The organism is Bacillus pacificus, assembly GCF_020861345.1.
Lineage (GTDB): Bacteria > Bacillota > Bacilli > Bacillales > Bacillaceae_G > Bacillus_A > Bacillus_A pacificus.
Genome location: NZ_CP086328.1, coordinates 4,444,200 through 4,467,317 on the forward strand (window position 1 = coordinate 4,444,200; position 23,118 = coordinate 4,467,317).

Annotated in this window: 19 protein-coding genes; 7 read left to right on the forward strand and 12 right to left on the reverse strand. The window is 34.9% G+C overall.

Translation table 11 applies throughout. The features are described from left to right. Window positions 1-372 precede the first annotated feature (372 nt). Together LMD38_RS23020 and LMD38_RS23025 are read left to right on the forward strand one after the other, a co-directional pair. Window positions 373-1,992, forward strand: coding sequence for an L-lactate permease (locus LMD38_RS23020; protein WP_016716437.1), 1,620 nt, complete (start codon window positions 373-375; stop codon window positions 1,990-1,992). Between the two features lie 115 nt (window positions 1,993-2,107). Continuing rightward, window positions 2,108-2,473, forward strand: coding sequence for a DUF3139 domain-containing protein (locus LMD38_RS23025; RefSeq protein WP_001035535.1), 366 nt, complete (start codon window positions 2,108-2,110; stop codon window positions 2,471-2,473). A 172-nt stretch (window positions 2,474-2,645) separates the two neighbouring features. Here LMD38_RS23025 and aspA read toward each other — a convergent pair whose 3' ends face one another. The 3 genes from aspA to gloA2 all read right to left on the reverse strand — a co-directional run bounded on the left by aspA (window position 2,646) and on the right by gloA2 (window position 6,034). Then, window positions 2,646-4,079: an aspartate ammonia-lyase gene (aspA, locus tag LMD38_RS23030; protein ID WP_000562153.1), complete on the reverse strand. Its 1,434-nt coding sequence runs from the start codon at window positions 4,077-4,079 to the stop codon at window positions 2,646-2,648. A gap of 162 nt (window positions 4,080-4,241) precedes the next feature. Continuing rightward, complete coding sequence (locus LMD38_RS23035) at window positions 4,242-5,540, reverse strand: hemolysin family protein (RefSeq protein WP_000353306.1); 1,299 nt, start codon at window positions 5,538-5,540, stop codon at window positions 4,242-4,244. A gap of 107 nt (window positions 5,541-5,647) precedes the next feature. Then, window positions 5,648-6,034 carry an SMU1112c/YaeR family gloxylase I-like metalloprotein gene (gene gloA2, locus LMD38_RS23040; protein ID WP_014893322.1) on the reverse strand — a complete coding sequence of 129 codons (387 nt, stop codon included), beginning with the start codon at window positions 6,032-6,034 and terminating at the stop codon, window positions 5,648-5,650. A gap of 91 nt (window positions 6,035-6,125) precedes the next feature. On the opposite strand from gloA2, the gene LMD38_RS23045 reads away from it, so the two are divergent. The 3 genes from LMD38_RS23045 (at window position 6,126) to LMD38_RS23055 (ending at window position 10,005) form a co-directional block, all read left to right on the forward strand. Continuing rightward, complete coding sequence (locus tag LMD38_RS23045) at window positions 6,126-7,304, forward strand: NupC/NupG family nucleoside CNT transporter (protein WP_000668861.1); 1,179 nt, start codon at window positions 6,126-6,128, stop codon at window positions 7,302-7,304. 187 nt (window positions 7,305-7,491) lie between these two features. Continuing rightward, complete coding sequence (locus LMD38_RS23050) at window positions 7,492-8,508, forward strand: LCP family protein (RefSeq protein ID WP_014893323.1); 1,017 nt, start codon at window positions 7,492-7,494, stop codon at window positions 8,506-8,508. A gap of 234 nt (window positions 8,509-8,742) precedes the next feature. Continuing rightward, a complete protein-coding gene (locus LMD38_RS23055; RefSeq protein ID WP_016716435.1) occupies window positions 8,743-10,005 on the forward strand; it encodes a VanW family protein in 1,263 nt (420 codons plus the stop codon). 46 nt (window positions 10,006-10,051) lie between these two features. On the opposite strand, the gene LMD38_RS23060 is transcribed toward LMD38_RS23055, so the two are convergent. Both LMD38_RS23060 and LMD38_RS23065 read right to left on the reverse strand, forming a co-directional pair. Beyond that, window positions 10,052-10,324, reverse strand: coding sequence for a hypothetical protein (locus tag LMD38_RS23060; RefSeq protein ID WP_062821473.1), 273 nt, complete (start codon window positions 10,322-10,324; stop codon window positions 10,052-10,054). A 15-nt stretch (window positions 10,325-10,339) separates the two neighbouring features. Further along, on the reverse strand, window positions 10,340-10,858 hold the full coding sequence (locus LMD38_RS23065) for an RNase A-like domain-containing lipoprotein (RefSeq protein ID WP_000822717.1): 519 nt from the start codon (window positions 10,856-10,858) through the stop codon (window positions 10,340-10,342). A gap of 377 nt (window positions 10,859-11,235) precedes the next feature. Between LMD38_RS23065 and LMD38_RS23070 the strand changes: the two genes are divergently transcribed. Continuing rightward, window positions 11,236-11,784 (forward strand): TVP38/TMEM64 family protein, encoded by a 549-nt coding sequence (locus tag LMD38_RS23070; protein WP_000852208.1) that lies wholly within the window; start codon window positions 11,236-11,238, stop codon window positions 11,782-11,784. Window positions 11,785-11,847: 63 nt separating this feature from the next. On the opposite strand, the gene LMD38_RS23075 is transcribed toward LMD38_RS23070, so the two are convergent. The 3 genes from LMD38_RS23075 to LMD38_RS23085 form a co-directional block, all read right to left on the reverse strand. Then, the gene (locus LMD38_RS23075) at window positions 11,848-13,548 is read right to left on the reverse strand and encodes a M4 family metallopeptidase (RefSeq protein WP_016716433.1); all 1,701 of its coding nucleotides are present in this window, start codon (window positions 13,546-13,548) and stop codon (window positions 11,848-11,850) included. 169 nt (window positions 13,549-13,717) lie between these two features. Then, complete coding sequence (locus LMD38_RS23080) at window positions 13,718-13,846, reverse strand: NprX family peptide pheromone (RefSeq protein ID WP_000709401.1); 129 nt, start codon at window positions 13,844-13,846, stop codon at window positions 13,718-13,720. Then, window positions 13,843-15,120 carry a tetratricopeptide repeat protein gene (locus tag LMD38_RS23085; protein WP_001187924.1) on the reverse strand — a complete coding sequence of 426 codons (1,278 nt, stop codon included), beginning with the start codon at window positions 15,118-15,120 and terminating at the stop codon, window positions 13,843-13,845. Before LMD38_RS23085 ends, LMD38_RS23080 begins: the two co-directional genes overlap by 4 nt. Window positions 15,121-15,320: 200 nt before the next feature. Here LMD38_RS23085 and LMD38_RS23090 point away from each other — a divergent pair, with 200 nt between their 5' ends. Further along, a complete protein-coding gene (locus LMD38_RS23090) occupies window positions 15,321-16,784 on the forward strand; it encodes a nicotinate phosphoribosyltransferase (RefSeq protein ID WP_016716431.1) in 1,464 nt (487 codons plus the stop codon). 353 nt (window positions 16,785-17,137) lie between these two features. Here the strand turns inward: LMD38_RS23090 and LMD38_RS23095 are convergent, their stop codons facing one another. The 4 genes from LMD38_RS23095 to ald all read right to left on the reverse strand — a co-directional run bounded on the left by LMD38_RS23095 (window position 17,138) and on the right by ald (window position 22,823). Beyond that, on the reverse strand, window positions 17,138-19,504 hold the full coding sequence (locus LMD38_RS23095; RefSeq protein WP_062821323.1) for a heavy metal translocating P-type ATPase: 2,367 nt from the start codon (window positions 19,502-19,504) through the stop codon (window positions 17,138-17,140). A gap of 23 nt (window positions 19,505-19,527) precedes the next feature. Beyond that, entirely contained in the window at window positions 19,528-19,905 is a 378-nt protein-coding gene (locus tag LMD38_RS23100) for an ArsR/SmtB family transcription factor (protein WP_000918377.1), read from the reverse strand. Window positions 19,906-20,170: 265 nt separating this feature from the next. After that, window positions 20,171-21,586, reverse strand: a complete 1,416-nt coding sequence (locus tag LMD38_RS23105; RefSeq protein WP_001284877.1) for an amino acid permease — start codon at window positions 21,584-21,586, stop codon at window positions 20,171-20,173. Between the two features lie 103 nt (window positions 21,587-21,689). Continuing rightward, complete coding sequence (ald, locus tag LMD38_RS23110) at window positions 21,690-22,823, reverse strand: alanine dehydrogenase (RefSeq protein ID WP_062821324.1); 1,134 nt, start codon at window positions 22,821-22,823, stop codon at window positions 21,690-21,692. Window positions 22,824-23,118 lie beyond the last annotated feature (295 nt).

Consider the following 23,118-nt stretch of genomic DNA (forward strand, 5'->3'; position numbering starts at 1 on the left):
GGAATACTTCCTATTAAATACATTTCCTGTCCCACTCCTAACTTGATCAAATAGGGCAAGCGGTACATTCTGCAGCTCTATATTTAATACAAAGACGGTCTCTATTATAGAGCTGTAGGATCAATAATGTATAAACAACTATAAGAAAAGAATATGTAAATCATTTATCTCACCCACTCAAATAGATTTGAGTGGGCTTTTTGTCTACTTTATGAACAAAGCATTTCTTTTAACACTATTATGGAATAATTATACTTTTTTACGTTGACAATAGTGTTGAAGGAGAATATACTAAGCATGTAAGTTGATTGTGAATAGTTTCACAAATAATGTGAATTTCTTCACATAAAATAGATAGGAGTTGTCATTATTATGAGTACTTGGACACAAATTTATGACCCATTAAACAATATTTGGTTATCTGCTCTAATCGCAGCACTTCCAATTTTTTGCTTCATCATTTGTTTAATGGGACTGAAAATGAAAAGTTATATCGCTGGGCTTTACAGTGTGATTGTCGCTATTATTCTTGCTATATTCGTTTATAAAATGCCAGCAACAGTAGCTGTAGCATCTGCCGGATTCGGTATTTTATCCGGATTTTACCCAATTTGTACTATCGTTATCGCAGCAATTTTCCTTTACAAATTAACTGTTAAAACAGAGCAATTCAACATCATTCGTGATAGTATTTCAAGCATTACAAATGATCAACGTTTACAAGTATTATTAATCGCTTATTCTTTCGGTGCTTTCTTAGAAGGCGCAGCTGGTCTAGGGGTTCCAGTTGCTATTACAGCTGCACTACTTGTAGGTATGGGCTTTAATCCATTAAAAGCAGCAGGTATTTGTTTAGTAGCAAACATCGCTGGTGGTGCTATGGGTGCTATGGGTATCCCAGTTACAGTACCAGCACAATTAACTGAATTAGATGCATTAACTATCGGTCGTCAAACTGTTCTTATTCTACCATTCATTAGTATTGTATTACCTTTCTTACTTGTTTCAATGGTCGATGGAATTAAAGGTATTAAAGAGACTTGGCAAGGTATTCTTGTAAGTGGTATTTCTTTCGCAATTACTCAGTTCGTTGTAACTTACTTCTTAGGTGCAGAACTTACTAATATTTTCGCAGCCGTTGTAAGTATGATCTCTCTTGCATTATTCTTACGTGTTTGGCAGCCAAAATCTTCTGCTAAAGAAGAAAAACAAGAAGAAAAAGAATCTCATACATTCAATCAAATTTTATATGCTTGGTCTCCATTCGTATTCTTAACTGCATTTGTAACAATCTTTAATTTAAAACCAATTAAAGCTTTATTTGCTCCGGATGGCGCACTAGCAAACCTAGTATTTAACATTCAATTCCCTGGTCTTCATAACGCTGTTATGAAAACTACACCAATTACAAAAGCTGATACACCTTTCGCAGCGGTTTTCAAATTTGATGTATTCTCATCTACAACTACTGCAATCGTATTAGCAATTATCGTTTCACTTATCGTGTACCGCGTAAAAGGTAAAATGGTTAAAGAATTAATGGTTGAAACAATAAAAGAACTAAAAGCTCCAGTGTATACAATCTGTAGTGTTATCGCTTTAGCTTACGTGGAAAACTACTCTGGTATGTCATCTACACTTGGACTTGCATTCTCTTCTACTGGTAATGCATTCCCAATTCTTTCTCCAATCTTAGGATGGATTGGCGTATTCATTACAGGTTCAGTAGTATCAAGTGGTTCATTATTCGCACCGCTTCAAGCAGTAACTGCAGATCAATTAAACATCGTTCCTTCTACTCTTGTTGCATTAAACGTAGTAGGTGGTACAATGGCAAAAATGGTTTCACCACAATCTGTAGCAGTTGCTTGTGCAGCAGTTGGACTAGTTGGTAAAGAATCTGCCCTATTTAAAACAGCAATGAAATACAGTTTAATCTTCTTAGCTATCATTAGCTTACTTCAATTAAACGCTGTATTTAATATCTTTTAAAAATTAAAATAAGTGATAATAAAGAAGGAAAAAGTCCCGTTACAAATCGGGACTTTTCCTTTTTTCAATTTCTTAATAAATCATTTTAATGGTTAAATTTAGGAGGGAAGGAAGATTGAACAAAAAATTGATTATATTAATCTCAATTCTAATTCCTATCGTTTTAGTTACTGTATACATTTTATTTACTAAAGAACAAGCGAAAAAAAGTATTTATAACTATATATCCAAACAAGGAATTACAGAAAAGCAATTAAAATACGTCGATTTTAAAAAAGATTATAAGCGCGGCGGATACAACTTGTTTACGTACGTAAATGATGAAAAAGAAAACATTCACTATGTATATCATTATCAAGATGGGAAAGTAACTTTCTCCGCTTACCTTAATGACCCAGATTATATTAAAGAGAAAGCTTGGGGTGGAAATAGGTTAACTGCTGAAGAATTAAGCATGCTAAAACATCCTCCATTAAAGTAGTTCTTTAATCCATTCAAAAACGTCTTTTTATAAGAAGTTTTGTATTGTTATATTGCTGTTCGTCTTATATAACTCCCCCCTCTCAACATAAAGTAAATTTGAATAGTGATATAAAAACACCTCCTGAATTTGCATACTACGTATGTAAATTCAATGGAGGTGTTTTTTCACATTACATCTTCTTATTCTTTAGTAAAGAAGCACCAGCAATTTCGGGATGCGTCATTTCGAATGGATCTAAAATAATATCCAATTCTTCTTCTGTCAGTACACCATGTTCTAAACATAACTCCCGAACAGATTTTCCTGTTTCAATTGCTTCACGTGCAATACGTGACGCTGCTTCATAACCAATATGAGGGTTAACTGCTGTAATAATTCCAACACTTTTCTCAACATATTGCTTCAGCAGTTCTTCATTTGCTGTAATTCCTTTAATACAATATTCACGGAATACACGGAATCCGTTATTCATAATACTGATAGATTGAATTAAATTAAATACAAGCACAGGCTCCATTACGTTGAGCTCCAGTTGTCCTGCTTCTGACGCTAAGCAAATTGTATGATCATTACCAATTACTTGGAAAGCGACTTGATTAATTACTTCTGCCATAACAGGATTTACTTTACCTGGCATAATAGATGAACCTGGTTGACGCGCTGGTAATTGAATTTCCGCCAATCCAACACGTGGACCAGATGCCATAATACGAAGGTCGTTCGCAATTTTAGACATATTCATCATACATACTTTTAATGCTGCAGATACTTCTGTGTATGCATCTGTATTTTGTGTTGCATCAACTAAATGCTCTGCACCAACAAGTGGGAATCCGCTAAATGTTCGTAAGTGTTTAACCACTTGTTCAATATAGGTAGGGTTTGCATTTAATCCCGTACCAACAGCTGTCGCCCCCATATTCACTTCATATAAATGTTGGCGAGATTGTTTAATTCTTTTTATATCACGCGCAAGCACTCTGCTATACGCTTCAAATTCTTGTCCAAGACGAATCGGAACAGCATCTTGTAAATGCGTACGTCCCATTTTAATGACGTGATCGAACTCTTTTGCTTTTGCAAGGAAAGCAGCATGAAGTTCTTCCATTGTAATAAGAAGTTCTTCTAACATCATAAGAGTTGCAATATGAATTCCCGTTGGAAACGCATCATTCGTTGACTGAGCCATGTTTACATGCGTATTTGGGCTAATTTTTGCATACTCGCCTTTTTCATATCCCATACGTTCTAACGCTCGATTAGCGATTACTTCATTTGTATTCATATTAATAGAAGTTCCAGCACCGCCCTGAATTGGATCTACAATAAATTGATCATGAAATTTCCCATCAACAATTTCTTGTGCTGCCTCTGCAATTTCGTGTCCAATGTCTTTCGCTAAGTAACCAGTATCCATATTTGCAAGTGCCGCCGCTTTTTTCACAATTGCCATTGCCGTAATGAGTGACGGATGAATGCGATACCCTGTAATCGGGAAGTTTTCTACCGCACGTAATGTTTGTACACCGTAATAAGCTCTACTTGGTACTTCCTTTTCACCTAAAAAATCTTTTTCTATACGTATATCCTTCGTTGCTATCATTTTCATCACCTATACTTTTCATTCTAAATCCCTATTTAAAAAATTCGCCCTCTAAAAATACGAGTATCATTCAGAAGAATTTTTCAGTGTCCACCTTCACTATATAGCACCTTTTTTGAAAGCGCAAACATTTAATTTTCTATATATATCTTTTATAGAAAATCATTCTTCTCCCTTCTTTATTTCCACTCGTTTAATTTGATGCATATCTTTTTCTAGAACTTTAAAAGAAAAGCCGTGTTTTTCAATAATATCTCCTTCAGCAACGACTTGCTTTTGTACCATAATCCAGCCACCAATTGTATCTACATCATCAGCGATTAAGTGGATGCCAAATAAATCATTTACTTCACTAATAAGCACTTTCCCCTCTACAATTTTACACCCTTCACTTATATGCTCTATAGGCGGATGTTCATCTTCATCGTATTCATCTCGAATTTCTCCAACAATTTCTTCTAAAATATCTTCTAATGTAACAATCCCAGCTGTACCACCATATTCATCATACAACACAGCTAATGGAATGTGTTTTCTTTGCATTTGTAATAGTAAATCATGAATTGGAATATTTTCTAACACTTCAATGACCGGCCTTGTATATGGCATAATCGAGCACTCCTCGTCCCGATTACCATCCATATAACGAATAAATAAATCCTTTACATTAACCATTCCAATGATTTCATCTTTATCTTCACCAAATACAGGATACCTTGTATATTTTTCTTGTGCGATTATTTTAATATGTGTTTCAAATGGTTCGTCCTCATATAAACCTACAACTTCCGTACGAGGCACCATAATTTCCTTTGCTACTCTATTATCAAATTCAAAAATATTATTTACATATTTAAATTCCCTTTGATTAATCTCCCCGCTCTCATAACTCTCAGATAAGATTAATCGTAATTCTTCTTCCGAATGAGCAACTTCATGCTCAGAAGCTGGATGTAACCCAAATAGTCCTGTTACAAGCCTTGCAGAACCATTTAAAGCCCAAATAAACGGATACATTACTCTGTAAAAGTAAATAAGTGGCTTCGATAATAATAAGCTAACTTGCTCTGCTCTTTGTATGGCGAACGTCTTAGGAGCAAGTTCACCAATAACAACATGTAAAAACGTAATAACTGCAAAAGCAATAATAAATGAAACGGTACTTGCAATTGCAGAAGATAGGTGTAGTTTTAAAAACAACGGCTCAAGTAAATGTTTTATAGTCGGCTCGCCTAACCACCCAAGCCCTAAAGCGGTAATTGTAATACCTAACTGACATGCTGATAAATATTCATCTAAATTTGAAGTTACTTTTTTTGCTGCCAATGCTCCTCGTCGTTTCTCACTAACGAGTTGGTCAATACGACTGCTACGCACCTTAATAATTGCAAACTCAACAGCTACAAAAAAACCTGTTAATGCAATAAGAATGACTACCATCAGTAATTTTAAAATATCCACATATATCCTTTAGCTTTCTTAGCTAAAGTGACACCTCCTTTAAAAAAGAAGTTTCACTTTAGTTTCTTCATTTACTCAAAAGCAACCCTATATAAAATTCACCAATTTCAAACCTCATACAATTCTAAAGGTAGACCATCCGGATCTTGGAAAAAAACAAATTTTTTTCCGGTTATTTCATCAATACGTATCGACTCAGTCTCAATACCACATTCGTTTAAATGGTTTACAGCCTCTTCTATATTTGTAACAGCAAATGCTAAATGTCTAAGTCCAGACGCTTCTGGAAAACTTGGGCGCTCAGGCGGACTTGGGAATGAAAATAATTCAATTTGATACTCTCCCCCTACACATAAATCTAACTTATAAGAATCTCGTTCCTTTCTATATACCTCATTTACCTCTTTAAAACCTAATATCCTCTTATAAAAATCTTTTGACACATCATAATTTGAACAAATAATTGCAACGTGGTGTATTCTACATATATTCATACTCTCTCTATTCCTTTCTTTACCAAAGATGCATATTCTCCCTTGAAATGAAAAACATATATAGCAGAATATCTCTATTAGGGGGCTTACTATGAAATTTATTACTTTTTTCGTAGGACTTATCGTTGTTTTCTTCCTTGCTTATATTGCTAGTAACAATAAGAAACATATTAAATTGAAACCTATTTTCATCATGCTTATTATACAGTTAATTTTAACCTATTTATTATTAAATACAGAATTTGGCCTCATACTTATTCGGGTCATTTCTAGTCTGTTTACAAAGCTACTCGAGTATGCTGCTGATGGTATAAACTTCGTATTTGGCGGCCTTGCCAATAAAGGTGAAATGCCATTTTTCCTTACTGTCTTATTACCAATTGTCTTCATTTCCGTCTTAATTGGTATATTGCAACATTTCAAAATACTACCATTTTTCATTCGTTGGATTGGTTACTTCCTTAGCAAAATAAATGGTCTTGGGAAATTAGAGTCTTACAATGCTATCGCATCTGCCATTGTCGGCCAATCAGAAGTTTTTATTACGGTCAAAAAACAATTAGCTCAAATTCCAAAACACCGTCTTTATACACTTTGTGCATCTGCCATGTCAACTGTATCTATGTCTATCGTAGGTGCCTATATGACTATGATCGAACCTAAATATGTAGTAACCGCACTCGTTCTCAATTTATTTAGCGGCTTTATTATCGTACTTATCATTAACCCTTACGACGTGAGGGATGACGAAGATATTTTAGAAATAAAAGGCGAAAAGCAAAGCTTTTTTGAAATGCTTGGAGAGTACATTCTAGATGGCTTTCGAGTAGCTATCGTTGTCGGTGCTATGCTTATCGGATTCGTCGCATTAATTAGCTGCATTAATGATCTATTCCTCATTATATTCGGCATTACTTTCCAGCAATTAATCGGCTACGTCTTTGCACCAATTGCGTTTCTTATCGGTGTACCAAGTACTGAAATTGTCACAGCTGGTAGCATTATGGCAACGAAGCTTGTAACGAATGAATTTGTAGCCATGATGGATCTTAGTAAAATTTCTAATAGCCTTTCTCCTCGTACAGTTGGTATTATTTCTGTCTTCCTCGTCTCTTTTGCCAACTTTTCTTCTATCGGCATTATTTCAGGTGCGGTAAAAGGATTAAACGAAGAACAAGGAAACGTCGTTGCCAGATTTGGCCTTAAATTACTATACGGAGCAACTCTCGTTAGCATTTTATCTGCAATTATCGTAAGCATTATGTTGTAATTAGGTAAAATTTTATCATTTTCTTCTCCCTATCTTTTGTATACAATAACGAATAGATGTCTTTATAAATAATCAAGACATCTATTTTTTATACATGTACAATCGCTTTTATTTAGCGTACAATATTTTTTATGTGTTTGAATGCGCTTCTAGATGTATATACTTTGATAGTTTTAAAGGAGAAAAAATGATGAAATCCGATATGAACAAAGATACTCGAGCCAAAAAAGGACGCTCAAAGAAAAAACGCCTACTTTGGTTCCTGCTTATTCCATTACTGGTTGTAGCACTTGGAGCCGGAGGCTATTCCTTCCATATATACAGTAAAGCAAAGTCTGTGTTAAGTAATGCCTATTCTGAACTGGGCCGTGGGGATAAATCCAGCAAACGTGAAAAAGCCGTTAAACCTATGACTGATAACATTTCTGTACTCATTATGGGGGTTGATGAAAGTGAAATCAGGGACAAAAATTACGGAAAAGCAACTCGTACAGATGCACTATTACTTGCCACAATTAATAAAAACGATAAATCTGTTAAGCTTGTCAGTATTCCACGTGATTCACGTGTATACATTAAATCACGTGATAAATACGATAAAATTACACATGCGCACGTATTCGGTGGTGTAGATAGCACGATTGATACGGTAGAGAACTTTTTAGATGTTCCAGTTGACTACTATGTAAAATTCAACTTTAAATCCTTTATCAAAATTGTTGATTCCCTTGGTGGGATTACTGTAGATGTTCCAGTGGAGTTCACAGAACAAAATAGTAAAGATGAAGCAGATGCAGTTCACCTTAAAAAGGGACGTCAACATTTAAATGGAGAGGAAGCACTGGCACTAGCAAGAACTCGTCATATCGATAGTGATTATATGCGCGGTCAACGACAACAGCTTGTTTTAGAAGCTATCGCTCAAAAAGCACTATCACTTAATTCCATTAATAAGATCGGTGGTCTATTAGACGCTGTCGATAAAGACTTAAAAACAAATTTAACTTTTGATGATATGATGACAATTGCAAAAAATTCAATGGATTCCAATTTAAAAATGGACAAAATGCAAGTAGAAGGTACTGATAAATATATAGGTGGTATTTATTATTACGTTCCAAACGAAAAAAGCGTCAATACGATTTCGACAACACTACAAGAACATCTCGGTGTTACGAATAAAAATGAACATAAAAAATTATAATAAAAAGGCTGCTAGAACTTTCTAGACAGCCTTTTTATTATAATTTTCAACATATTTTTCGTACACATTGTGACAAAAAGAGACAATTATTACAACAGTGTAACATTTTTTATAAAAACATTACACACATAGTGAAAATAATAGTATACTAGTACGTACATAATGTTATTTTCATCATTTTTATACAAAAAATGTAATACATATATTTATACAAAAATTTCTGGGGGGAAATAAATGAAGCTAAGTAAAATACTGATCGGTTCTGCAATTGCTGGAGGCATATTACTTTGTGTTGGCGGTGTTGGCGGATATCAATATGTATCCAAACTAAATAATCAATTAGATACTACTGCATTACCCAATACTACATTTGAAGGTATTTCTCTCGATGGAAAAAATAAAAAAGATATTCAAGCTATTATTAATCAAAAAATCACTGAATTAGATCAAAAATCACTTACGTACATATTCCAAAACGATAAACAAACTTACACATGGAAAGATTTAGGGATAAATTATAAAGAAAAAGATATTATCGACAAAATCTTTAAAGAACAAGAAGGCAACGCAATAAATCGTTACAAAATGCGGAAACAAGCTGAGAACGGTGAATTAAAACGTGACTATAAATTAACACCTCAATTAAATACAACTGCTTATAAAAGCTTTATGAAGGATAAATATAATGAAACATTAAAAAATCCCGTTAATGCTGAATTGAGTATTGAAGGCACTACAGTAAATATTAGCCAGAGCCAAAATGGAGAAAAAATTGATAAAGAAAAGTTAACTGATTTAACGCAGCAAGCCATTACTTCTGGCACATCTGACGTTACATTACCCGTTACACTATTAAAGCCTGAACGTTCTACAGAAGATATACAGAAAATGGGGATTAAAGAAGTAATTGCTGAATATTCAACTCCAATGGCTGGTCGTAATGGGAATCAATCCTTTAACGTAAATAAGTCAGCTAATACTTTAAGTGGAGTGATTGTCGCACCTGATGAAACATTTAGTTTTAATGGCCGCGTTGGCGTAACGGATGCTGCTCATGGTTATAAATCCGCAGCTGTATATTCACAGGGGAAAGTTATACAAAGTGCAGGCGGAGGCGTTTGCCAAGTGAGTAGTACTTTATATAGCGCAGCTTTAAGAGCAGATTTAGGAATTGTTTCTCGAAGCAACCATTCTATGCCCGTAAATTATTTACCACTTGGGCAAGATGCAGCAGTAGCAGATTATGGTCCAGATTTAAAATTTAAAAACAATACAGGCAATCATATTTATATTCAAGCATTTTCAAATGGAGGTAGTATTACTACACGTATTTTCGGCACAAATACTGGTAAAAATGTTGAAGTTTCTTCTCAAGTAATTAGTAGAACTAATGATAAAATAACAGCAGTTACATATAAAAAAGTTACACAAAACGGTGAAGTAATATCTAATGGGCAAATTTCAAAAAGCGTATATAAAAGCGCTCCAAAACAATAAGACACTATTAAACGAACAAATTCCAAAAAGAAAAGGCGTGAATAAGTCACGCCTTTTTCTTTTGCAATAATACTAAAAAGGTTGTAAGATGGTCTTTCGTTTCTTCTAACGACCACATACGATTTCCTTGCTTCGCAGCTAATACGCACGCCTCTTCCCAAGCATCCTTTTTCTTCATATATAATAATTCATCGCGTAATTTCAAAACACTTTCTTCGTCCTCTTGCTCTATAAACTCTTCCATCACGCCTACTACTTCATCCTCATGGATACTTAACGTACAATACGCTTTGAAAAAATATTGTAATGTCGTATACATATTTACTCCCCCTTCTTATTTATCAGATGGATAAGAAGTAATGATCTTATATCCTAAATCTCCTGACTTATCTCTCGCTAAAACAGTAACAGTTTTGACTAACTTGTCTTTTACATTCATATTTTTCTTTATTACCGTTTTTCCAACCGGGAATGAATGTGTTGTATTTAATACGAGACGAGCCTCTTTAGAATTTTTTAACCAATCTTGAATTTCCTTATCATGCTGCTTCAAACTATCTTTTACAGCTTTCGTTGCCGTTTCCTTGTCATAGTATGTACTTGCTGCTGATACTTTATCTGTCTTCAAGCGATTCTTCAAATCTTCTTCTGATTTGCCTACATGTCTTTCAATCGTGTGACCATTTTTAGGTGGCCCTTCCATTTCATCTAAAATATTATCACTAATTTTTTCTACTGATGCCGATTGATTCCCTGTTTGTTTCTCTGTTTTTTGTTCTTTTCCTGCACATCCACTTAAGATCAGCATGAGTGCCAATAAACTACTCACGAAAAGACTACTTATTCGTTTCATCATATCACCTCTTTCATGATTATTATCGTAACTTCACTAAAAGTCAATTTCACACCGAAAAAACATACACATTTTTCAAATTCCTCATCTATTTTTCATAAAACCGCTATTTTTGACCTTTTATAAATATACCCCTATGTTTTTATAATTATTTCCCAAGTTTAAACACCTATAAAAACACCAAATAAACCCTTTAATTAAAGGGTTTATTTGGTGTTTTTTAATTTATTAAAATATACCCCTTATTATACATACCCAATACCTATATAAGGTATATGAATGGTGTTTTATCAACGTTTTCTACATTATGTAAATTTGCACTTGCCTATACAATGGAAATATGGTGTAATGCAAAAAAAGATAAAGGATTTTAAACAATGGCTGAAACAATTCAAAACTTCTTAACAGACTATTATTCAATCGCAATTCCACTTAGCATCTTAATCAACATAGTCATTAGTCTTTTAGGCGTTATCCCTAGTATTTTTTTGACCGCTATTAACATACAGCTCTTTGGTGTAACAAATGGAACTATTATTTCGATCGCTGGTGAGGCATTAGGGGCTATTATCTCGTTTTATATTTATCGTATAGGTCTTCAGAAATTCACTCACAGCAAAGTAAATAAGTATCCAAAGGTAGAACGCCTACTTTATGTAGAAGGTAGAGAGGCCTTTCTACTCGTCCTATCGTTCCGCCTCATTCCTTTCATTCCGTCTAGTATCGTGACTTTATTTGCAGCTCTAGGCAAAATGTCATTACTATCCTTCAGTATTGCCAGTACAATAGGTAAAATACCGGCATTGTTAATCGAGGTATATTCTGCATACCATGTCATGAATGGCACAAATGAAGCGAAGTGGATTGTAACAATCGCAGGTTGCATTGGGTTGTATTATTTGTGGAAAAAATGGAGAAAAAAATAAAGAAGGAGCCTATGCTCCTTCTTTATTTTTGAGGTATTTTATTAATAGCTATCCTCTAAAGCCTTAGTTGATACCAACAGCACTAAATGATTGTTTAACTGCTGCTACTTCTGCAGAATTCGCACCATATAAGTCAGCTGCAGCTTGTACTGCACCAGCACGAGCTTGGCTAAATGTAGTAGATTGCGTGAAATATTGTGTGTTTGCACGGTAGTAAATTGCACCTAATTTATCTTTTCCGATACCATTCACAGTTACACCGTAATGTGTACCGCCATTTGCTAATAAATAAGCTTGTTTATTAATAATGCCACTGTTTGTATGAACGCCACCGTTATCACTTGAACCTGTGTAACGCTTAGAATAATGGTCTGGATCACCGTATTTCGTTGGATCACTCATAGAGCGAAGCGCATCTCCAGGTTTGCCAGGCGTGTAAATATCTTCCCCAATCTCCCAATCTGGATTACGGTTATCATAGAATTCTACTAATGTACCAAAGATATCAGAAATTGCTTCATTTAACGCACCTGATTCATTTTGATAAATTAAATTAGAACTATTTTCCGTAACTGCATGTGTTAATTCGTGACCAATAACATCAATACCACCAGATAATGAAGTGAATGTTACACCATCACCATCTCCGTATACCATTTGCGATCCGTTCCAGAATGCATTATTATAATTACTTCCGTAATGAACTGTTGATTTTAACGGTGCTCCTGCATCATTAATAGAATTTCTATTAAATGTAGCTTTATAGTAATCATATGTTTTACCTGCATAGTAATGAGCATCTACTGCTGCTGCATCATACGCTGCATTGAAAACATTATCAGCATCCGCCCATAACGTTCCTGGTAATGTTGAGCGGTTTTTCGCATCATATGTGAAAATTGTTGCTCCGCGTGTATTATCTTGTAAATAGTAAGATGATCCAGATAATGTTGTATTAAGCGACTTCGTATCTCCTAATACCCCTTTACCAGTTCCTACTTTATTTGTTCCTGTTACAGGCTTTACAACTGCTTTTGCATCTTGCTTAGGAGCCTCTTGTTTAACTGGTGACTTATCATCATTTGTCACATGATCAATTGTATTAAACTTATTTAATACTTTACCGCTTTCTGCCTCAATGAAATAGTAGTAGTTTCCTGGACTTGGATCTAAGAAGTTTAAATTCACAACATATGCGTATGTTGTATCTTCACCGTTTTGATATACATATAAGTCCGCTTTTGGTTCTACCTCATATTTAGGTGTAATCCCTAAATCTTTTTGCGCAATTTCAATTGCTTTTGCGCTTTCAATCTTATTTTTATTTTTCAGCTTGTCTTTTTTGTCTAAATCAGCCGCAACTGTTCCAGACAATACTTTTAAAGAGCCATCTTTACTCACATGAGCTACTTGAGTAGAACCCCATACAGGTACTCCTTCGTATACTTGTTGCAAACGTACTACCGTTGAATCAGTTACAGCATCTTTCTTCACTTGTTTCACTTTGAAAGAATCTTGCGCACTCTTTTCCCCTAACTTATAATCACCTTTTGCCGCGTTTAAGTAATCAAACACAACAGATTCTGCTTTCTTACCAGTTGCTTCAGTTAGATCACCAGAAATAAACTCCGGTGACTGTACTGTCTCATTGTACTTCTTCGTAGAGAGTACATTTTTAGAATCTGCAAACGCAGAGCCTGTCCCCCCAAACGTAGTAACTGCCATTCCTGTCGCTAACACTAATGCTAAACTTTTCTTTTTCATGAACCTTCCCCCTAATAAATTATTTTTTGAAAAAGAGTAGTTTCATATTAGCATTATGTTTTCACTATTAATATACTAAAAATTCAAATAATTTTTTTCTCAAGTATTGTAGAATTTTGGGGAACAAATATTGAAAAACCCCTTTCCGGTTGGAAAGGGTTTTTTAATATTATACATTTACAGTTTGTGATACACTAGAATCTAATCCGTAAGTATCTGGTTTACTCGTATACTGTACTCCACCGACAATTGTAAGTACTACTGCAACTGCTAAAATTCCAGCTAATGCTTTTTTCATTTTTCATCCTCCTTATGACTTTCTAACATTTCAATAACTAGCTTATAGTAGTGATTACTTTGCTCAAAGTTTAGTGATTTAGAAAAATATTCCGCAAGCTCCATATATACTTTCTTCAGTTCTATTTTATTACCTGCTGATTTATAAAACGGAATAGCTTCTAATTCCAAAAATTGTTTATACTCTCGCGCCTCTTCAAAATACTTATTACGAAGCATGAGCAGTAAATATAATTTTGTATTAAATCTCTCTTCACGTTTGGCAGCAACAATACCTTTATCAATCCATTCTCTTGCTTCTTCAAACTGCTCTAATTTAATACAAGCTAATGCCATTTCATATAATGTGTCTATATAATTTAAATCTATTTGTTTTTGAAGTTGTAAACTCTCTAAATAATAATCTTTTGCTTGATTATATTTTTTCTTTTTATAGTGTATATTCCCAATATTACTTAAAGTAATAGCCTTTAGAACGTCTTTATCCGCAAAAGCCTCTGATTCCCGCAGTATGCTCTCATACATTGCTAGAGCTTCTTCATATTGCCCTTGTTCCGCATAACTTAATGCAATAAGAATTTGACAGTTTATCACATTCCGAAATTTATACTCATTTCTAAATGCTTCTAGTGCAATATTTGCAAAGTGTAACGTAAGATGTTGAATTTCCAAATGACTATAAGTAAGAGCAATATTATAATAAATTCCTGTCTCATGATATCCTAGATCTTTTGCCATAGCTTCTGTCTCTAATAAATAACTTAATCCCTGTTTCCACTTATATTGTAAACAGCATAATAATCCTTTACTATACGTATACAACAACTTCTGAAAAGGTGAGAATTTCTTATATGCCTTCTTAAGCCTCTCTAATTCTTCTGCGATTACTGGCAAATCTCTTTTCATCAGTAAATAACGTATATTAAGTAGTTTATAATAATTTATGATTTCAAAATCTAAAACATGTTGCATATCTTCTTGCAATTCATTATAGATACGTTCAACCTGTGCCTTCTCCAAACGAATTAGTGCATTCAGCCATTCATCCAGCTTCCCCTTCACATCTTCTTCTACATCTCTCAAATCCGTCACGGCAATTTCTAATCTTGCGCAGAGCAATTGTAGAATCTCTTCTGATGCTTCGATCTTTCCATTTTCGATTTTACTTAAGTATGAGACAGAACAAATGCCCTGACATAATTCTTCTTGTGTCATTTTTTGCTGTAGCCGCTTATAAAAGACTTGTTTGCCTATTTTTTCTAATGTTTGTTGCATTGTCCTCCTCCATTCTCATTTACCCCCATTACTTTAATAATACATAAAATCTTGAGAAATATAAATTGATAAATGTTAATTTTCTAAAAAATATGCAATATTTCATTTTTTTCCCTCTTGACTATACTTTCATATCCATTCTTTGCTACGAGCCGTGAAAAATTGGTATACTATAACCAAATTATGGAGGTGTTTTCGCGATGACTTATTATAAAGACGATAGCTATGCCTTACATACAGATTTATATCAAATTAATATGGCTTATACATATTGGAAAGATGGTATTCATAACCGCCGCTCGGTGTTTGATTTATACTTTCGAAAACTTCCATTCGAGAATGGTTATGCTGTTTTTGCTGGTCTTGAAAAAATTGTAGAGTACATAGAAAACTTCAGCTTTACCGAAAGCGATATCGCTTATTTAGCAGAATTACAATTTGAAGAAGAATTTCTTCAGTATTTACAAAATATGAAATTCACTGGGACGATTCGAAGTATGCAAGAAGGTGAAGTTGTATTTAATAACGAGCCTTTATTACGTGTCGATGCACCGCTCGGCGAAGCACAAATTATTGAAACCGCCCTGTTAAACATTGTGAATTACCAAACATTAATTGCAACGAAAGCAGCTCGTATGAAGCACGCTGCAAATAACGATGAACTTTTAGAATTCGGCACAAGACGTGCCCACGAGTTCGATGCAGCCCTTTGGGGTACACGTGCTGCCTTTATCGGTGGTTTCTCATCTACGAGTAACGTACGGGCTGGGAAACGCTTCGGAATACCTGTAGCCGGCACACATGCACACTCTTTCGTTCAAGCATACCGTGATGAATATGTTGCGTTTAAGAAATACGCTGAAACTCATAAAAAATGCGTCTTTCTCGTTGATACATATGACACATTAAAATCTGGTGTTCCAAATGCAATTCGCGTGGCGAAAGAGTTCGGGGATCGCATCGATTTTTACGGAATTCGCCTCGATAGTGGTGATATGGCTTATTTATCTAAAAAGGCAAGAAAACTACTAGATGAAGCTGGCTTTACACATACAAAAATTATTGCTTCTAGCGATTTAGATGAATACACAATTATGCACTTAAAATCTCAAGGAGCAAAAATTGATGTATGGGGCGTTGGAACAAAATTGATTACATCCTTTGAGCAACCCGCTTTAGGAGCTGTTTATAAACTCGTTGCGATTGAAGATACTGATGGAAAATTAAATGATACAATTAAAATTTCATCTAATCCTGAAAAAATTACTACTCCAGGACTGAAACGAATTTATCGCATTATCAATCGAGTGAACGATCATGCTGAAGGCGATTATATTGCATTAGATTGTGAAGAACCAGGAAAAGAAGAGCGCCTAAAAATGTTTCATCCTGTTCACACGTATATAAGTAAATTTGTAACCAACTTTGAAGCACGCGAACTGCATAAAGACATTTTCGTTAACGGTGAAAGAACATATGAACTACCAGGCATATTAGATATTCAAAAATATAATGAACAAAGTCTCGCACTATTTTGGGAAGAATATATGCGAACTTTAAATCCTGAAGAATACCCTGTCGATTTAAGTCAAGAATGCTGGGATCATAAAATGAATTACATTCAAACTGTTCGAGAACAAGTTGAAAAAAATATACAAAAATAAAACAGAGAAGCTGCTCCTTCTCTGTTTTTTCAATGCTATATATCTTTGTAAAAAATATATTAAAATAACAAGACAAATATTTTTTATTTGTAAATTTCAATATTACGTTATTTATTTTTAAAATAATATTTGTTATTATTTTATTGAGTCAATTTCAACAGAATAACCTAAAAAAGGAGGACGCAGGTTGCGTCCTCTTTTTTATCCCGCATTAACGGGCAGTAAGACCCCCCACCTCAAAATTCAGCGAAAGCAAAGGCGTTAGATGGGGGATCAACTGCCCGTAAAAGCCCGATTGGTTCAACTAATAATCAGTGGGGGATAAAGCCCCCCCCACTGATTAAAGTTTCACTTTATAAATCTTTCACTCGTAGTACACGCATTGCATTTAATACTGCCAGTAGTGTCACACCAACATCTGAGAAAACAGCTTCCCACATTGTTGCAATACCGAAAGCACCAAGTAATAAAACTAATCCTTTTACTCCTAATGCAAAGATAATATTTTGCCACACAATGCGTCGTGTACGTTTTGCAATGTTTACAGCTGTTGCAATTTTTGAAGGCTCATCAGTCATAATAACGATATCTGCTGCTTCAATTGCTGCATCTGATCCTAAACCACCCATTGCAATACCAACATCGGCTCTTGCTAATACCGGTGTATCATTAATACCATCACCAACGAAAGCAACTTTTTCTTTTCCATGCTTCGCTGCATCAATTTTTTCAATCTCTTCTACTTTTTGTTGCGGTAATAGTTCTGCGTGAACTTCATCTAAACCTAATTCTTTACCAACAGCTTCACCAACTGGTTTTGCATCACCAGTTAACATGACTGTCTTCTTAATGCCTAGTTCTTTTAACTTTTGAATTGCTTGTTTTGAATCTTCTTTTACCTCATCAGAGATAACAATATAACCTGCATATTTTCCATCTACAGCAACGTGAACTAATGTACCTACTGTTTCTGGTTGCTTAAATGTAATGTTCTCTTTTCTCATTAATTTAGCATTACCTGCAAAAATTTCTTTTCCTTGTACTTTTACGACTGTACCGTGACCAGAAATTTCGTTATAATCATCGATTATTTTTTCATCAACTGATTTTCCATATGCATTTCGAATCGATTGTGCAATTGGATGGTTAGAATACACTTCAGCAAATGCTGCATACTCTAATAATTCTTCATTTGTAATGCCTTCGCTTGGTTCCATTTTTGTAACTTTGAAGACACCTTTTGTTAATGTGCCTGTTTTATCAAAAACAATATATTTCACATCATTTAAAGCTTCTAAATAGTTACTTCCTTTTACTAACACACCACTTTTAGATGCGCCACCGATACCTCCAAAGAATCCAAGAGGAATAGATACAACTAACGCACATGGACAAGAGATTACTAAGAACACTAAAGCTCTATAAATCCAATCCGAGAATGTAGCTCCTTCTAAAATAAGTGGTGGAATAAACGCCATGATCGCTGCTGTAATTACTACAACTGGAGTGTAGTAACGCGCGAACTTCGTAATAAAGTTTTCTGTTGGCGCTTTTTTACTGCTTGCATTTTGAACTAAATCTAAAATTTTTGATACAGTTGATTCACCAAATTCTTTTGTAACTTCAATTGTTAATACACCATTTTGGTTCACAAAACCACTTAATACATCATTTCCAATTTCAACTTCACGTGGTACAGATTCACCAGTCAATGCTGAAGTATCTACCATTGATGTTCCTTCAACTACTTTTCCGTCTAACGGTACTTTCTCACCAGGTTTCACGATAATATAATCGCCGATTTGTACATCTTCTGGTGATACTTGTTTCGTTTCATTCCCAACCTTTACATTCGCGTAATCAGGACGAATATCCATTAATGAAGTAATTGATTTTCGAGAACGGTTTACCGCAATACTTTGGAATAATTCTCCTACTTGATAGAATAACATTACTGCAACCGCTTCTGGGTATTGTTGAATTACGAAAGCTCCTAGTGTTGCAATTGCCATTAAGAAGTTCTCATCAAACACTTGGCCACGAGTTATGTTTCTTACTGCTCTCCAAACGATATCCCCACCGATTAATACATACGCAAGGACGAATAACGGAATTGTGATCATTTGTGGTAAGCCAGCTAATGCAGCAATTGCTGTCAAAATTCCGCCGACCACTAATCGTCCTACCATCTTTTTCACATTTGCTTCACCATGATCGTGACTATGTCCATGGTCATGACCACCCTTTTCTTCACGAACAACTTTCACATCTGGTTCTAACTTTTGAACGACATTTGTTATATTAGCTACAGTCGCTTCTAGTTCCCTTTTATTCGCTACTTCAACTCGTAATTTCTTTGATACGAAATCAACAGTTGCTGCTGAAACCGTCGGCATTTCCTTAACTTTATTTTCAATCTTCATCGCACAATTTGCGCAATCTAAACCTTCTAATATAAACACTTCTTTTGCCATTTTTGTGTTTTTTTCTTCTTGCACTTTAATGTGCGGTTCTAATTTTGTAACGAGTTGTTTTGCTTCTGTAACAACTTCGCTTTCTTTATTTTGCGCTGTTTCTAAAACCATTGTTTTTGTCGCGAAATTTACAGAGCAAGAATTTACTCCTTCTATATTTCCAACACCTTTTTCAATTTTCATTGCACAGTTCGCACAATCTAAACCTTCTAACATCAGTTTCTTTTTCACTAATGCTTCAGCCATCGTTCTCCCTCCTCGCGTTCTATTTATTCTTCCTCGTTTACGTGTTCAAACGCTTGCTCGAAGATATGAATTACGTGTTGGTCAGCTAACGAATAATAAACGACCTTTCCTTCTTTACGATTCTTTACAAGTTTCGCTTGCTTTAACACACGAAGCTGATGTGAAATAGATGATTGTGTCATTCCTAATAAATACGCTAAATCACAAACACACATTTCAGCTTCAAATAACGCATGTAATATTCTCGTACGTGTACGATCGCCTAATACTTTAAATAATTCTGCTACTTTACTTAAACTTTCATCCGTTGGAATTGTTTGTTTTACTTGATCAACAACTTCTTCATGAATTATCGTTTGAGAACATGTCTCTTGTGGTGTTTCTACTTTATTTCCAGCCATTATAGCTCACCTCTTTACCTGAACATATGAACAATCATTCATATATATTATACCTTTATTATATGAGCGTCTATTCATATGTGTCAATGAAATCTCATACATTTTTTTGAACATTTCGTTCACATTTAAAAAAGATCTACACATATTTTCCGCATCCATTACATTCTCATACAAAAAGAATATACACTTTGCACAAAAGAAAAAACCTTGCGCGTTCCCTAGACGCACAAGGCTTACTATACTTATATCCCTTTTAACCAAGCTTTTAATTAGCTTGTTCTAAATTATCCTGCGAACTTCCATCGTCTTTTAAATGACTATGTTTTTTCGAATAAACAAAGTATACAACTACTCCAATTGCTAACCAAATACCGAAGTAGATCCATGTTGTTAATGGTAGGTTAAACATTAAGAATAGACAACATGCGATTGAAATAAGCGGTAGCGTTGGTACAAGTGGTACCATAAAGCCACGTTTTAAGTTCGGATGTGTTTTACGAAGAATAATAACTGACACACCTACCATCGCAAATGTTAACAATGCTCCAATATTCGCTAAATTCGACAATTCTTTTAAATCGATAAATCCAGCAATTAAAGCACTACCAATACCTGTTAACCAAGTTGAAAATACTGGTGCTTCTGTCTTTTTATTAATTTTCGCAAATGATTTTGGTAATAAACCATCACGGCTCATCGCGAAGAATACACGTGTCGTTGCATAAATGTAAGCAAAGATTACAGCCATAATACCAATTACAGCTCCAACTGCGATTACACCTGCTACTTTATCTTGTCCTACAACTTCTAACACATATGCCATAGCTTCTGGTACATCTAATTCTTTATAAGAAACCATACCTGTCATAACGAGACATACTACAACATAAATAATTGTACAAATAACTAACGAAGCAATAATACCAATCGGTAAATCACGTTGTGGATTTTTTACTTCTTCAGCAGAAGTTGCTAATGCATCAAATCCTAAGAAAGCAAAGAATACTGCTGCTCCGCCGGCAAAGATTCCGCTAATACCGTATGGTGCAAATGGTGTCCAGTTTTCTGGTTGTACGTAGAACGCACCAACTGCAATGAATAAAATAACAATACCAATTTTAATTAATACCATTATGTTATTCACACGCTTACTTTCTTTCGTACCTCTTGATAGTAACCAAGTTAAAACTAATGTAATGACTACTGCTGGTAAATTCACGATCCCACCTTGTGATGGAATCTTTAACAACTCTGTTGGAATTTCTAATCCGAATCCACTCACTAAGTTATTAAAATAACCTGTCCATCCACCTGCTACTGCAGCAGTTGTTACGACATATACAGATAGTAATGTCCATCCCATTAGATGGGCAATAAACTCACCAATTGTCGCATATGAATATGTGTACACACTACCTGAAACCGGAAGTGTAGATGCAACTTCTGCATAACATAATGCTGCAAATCCACAAACAATTGCTGCAATCATGAATGAAAAGATAACTGCTGGACCAGCATCTCTTGCTGCTACTAATCCTGTTAATACTAGTACTCCTGTACCAATTATCGCACCAATCCCTAGCATTGTTAGGTCAAATGCCCCTAGCGTTTTCGTTAAAGTTTTACTTTTACTTTCCCCTAACAATTGCGTAACGGATTTCTTTTTAAATAGGTTGGCCACGATGTATGCCCCCTTTTGCCAAGAAGAGCTAAGAGATATTCACTCTTAGCTCTTATCATGTTGGTTTATATATTGTTCGATTTTGTTTTGTATAATGCTTCTATTAGCAAGATACTGTTTCTGCTTCTAATAATTCTTTAGCACCTTTGTACTCTACACCGTGAGCTTCTGCAACTGCTTCGAATGTTACATAGCCATCTAATGTGTTAATACCTTTTAGTAATGCAGAGTTGCCTAAGCAAGCTTCTTTGTAGCCTTTGTTAGCAATTTGTACTGCGTATGGCACTGTTACGTTTGTTAATGCAAGAGTTGATGTACGTGGAACCGCACCTGGCATGTTTGCAACTGCATAATGAACAACGCCGTGTTTTTCGTAAGTTGGGTTATCATGAGTTGTAATACGGTCAGTTGTTTCGAAAATACCACCTTGGTCAATCGCGATATCTACAACAACAGAACCTGGTTCCATTGATTTAATCATTTCTTCTGTTACAAGTTTTGGCGCTTTTGCACCTGGGATTAATACTGCACCAATTACAAGATCAGACTCTTTTACAGCTTCTGCAATATTGTACGGATTAGACATTAAAGTTTTTACTTGGTTTCCGAAAATGTCATCTAATTGACGAAGACGTTCTGCACTTAAGTCGATGATTGTTACATCCGCACCTAGTCCAACTGCAATTTTAGCAGCATTTGTACCAGCTTGTCCACCACCGATGATTGTTACTTTACCACGTTTAACCCCTGGAACACCTGCAAGTAAGATACCTTTACCGCCTTTGTTCTTCTCAAGGAATTGTGCACCAATTTGTGCAGCCATACGACCAGCTACTTCACTCATAGGTGCAAGTAATGGTAGAGAACGGTTTTCTAATTGTACTGTTTCATATGCAATAGAAACAACTTTCTTTTCGATTAATGCTTTTGTTAATTCTGGTTCTGGAGCTAAGTGTAAGTATGTGAATAAAATTAAACCTTCGCTGAAGTGTTTGTATTCGCTTTCAATTGGTTCCTTAACTTTCATAACCATTTCCATGTTCCAAGCTTCTTCAGCTGTATCAACAATTTTTGCTCCTGCTTCAATATACTGAGCATCTGTGAAACCAGATCCTAAACCTGCACCCTTTTGAATGAATACTTCGTGATTGTTACGAATTAAATGCACAACACCTGCTGGTGTCATTGCCACACGGTTTTCGTTGTTTTTAATTTCTGCTGGTACCCCAATACGCATAATGAAATGCCCCCTTATAATTAACAGAAAAAAGAAAGTCTTTTTTCTTTTTGTAATAATTAATAACTTATGTCCTTATTCTAGCATAACTTAAAAGTTATGAAAACGCTAACATACTATATTTTTAAAGTTTATATATTTAGAATAGTGTAAATATATGGAACATTGATTCTATTATCCTCTTTGTTCCATCTCATTATCTATCACGCTATTTTTATTATACTCCTTCAAAATAAGTAGTAATCATTTATTATTTGACAATAATGTAACGATGTAAGAAATCTCAATGATGCCG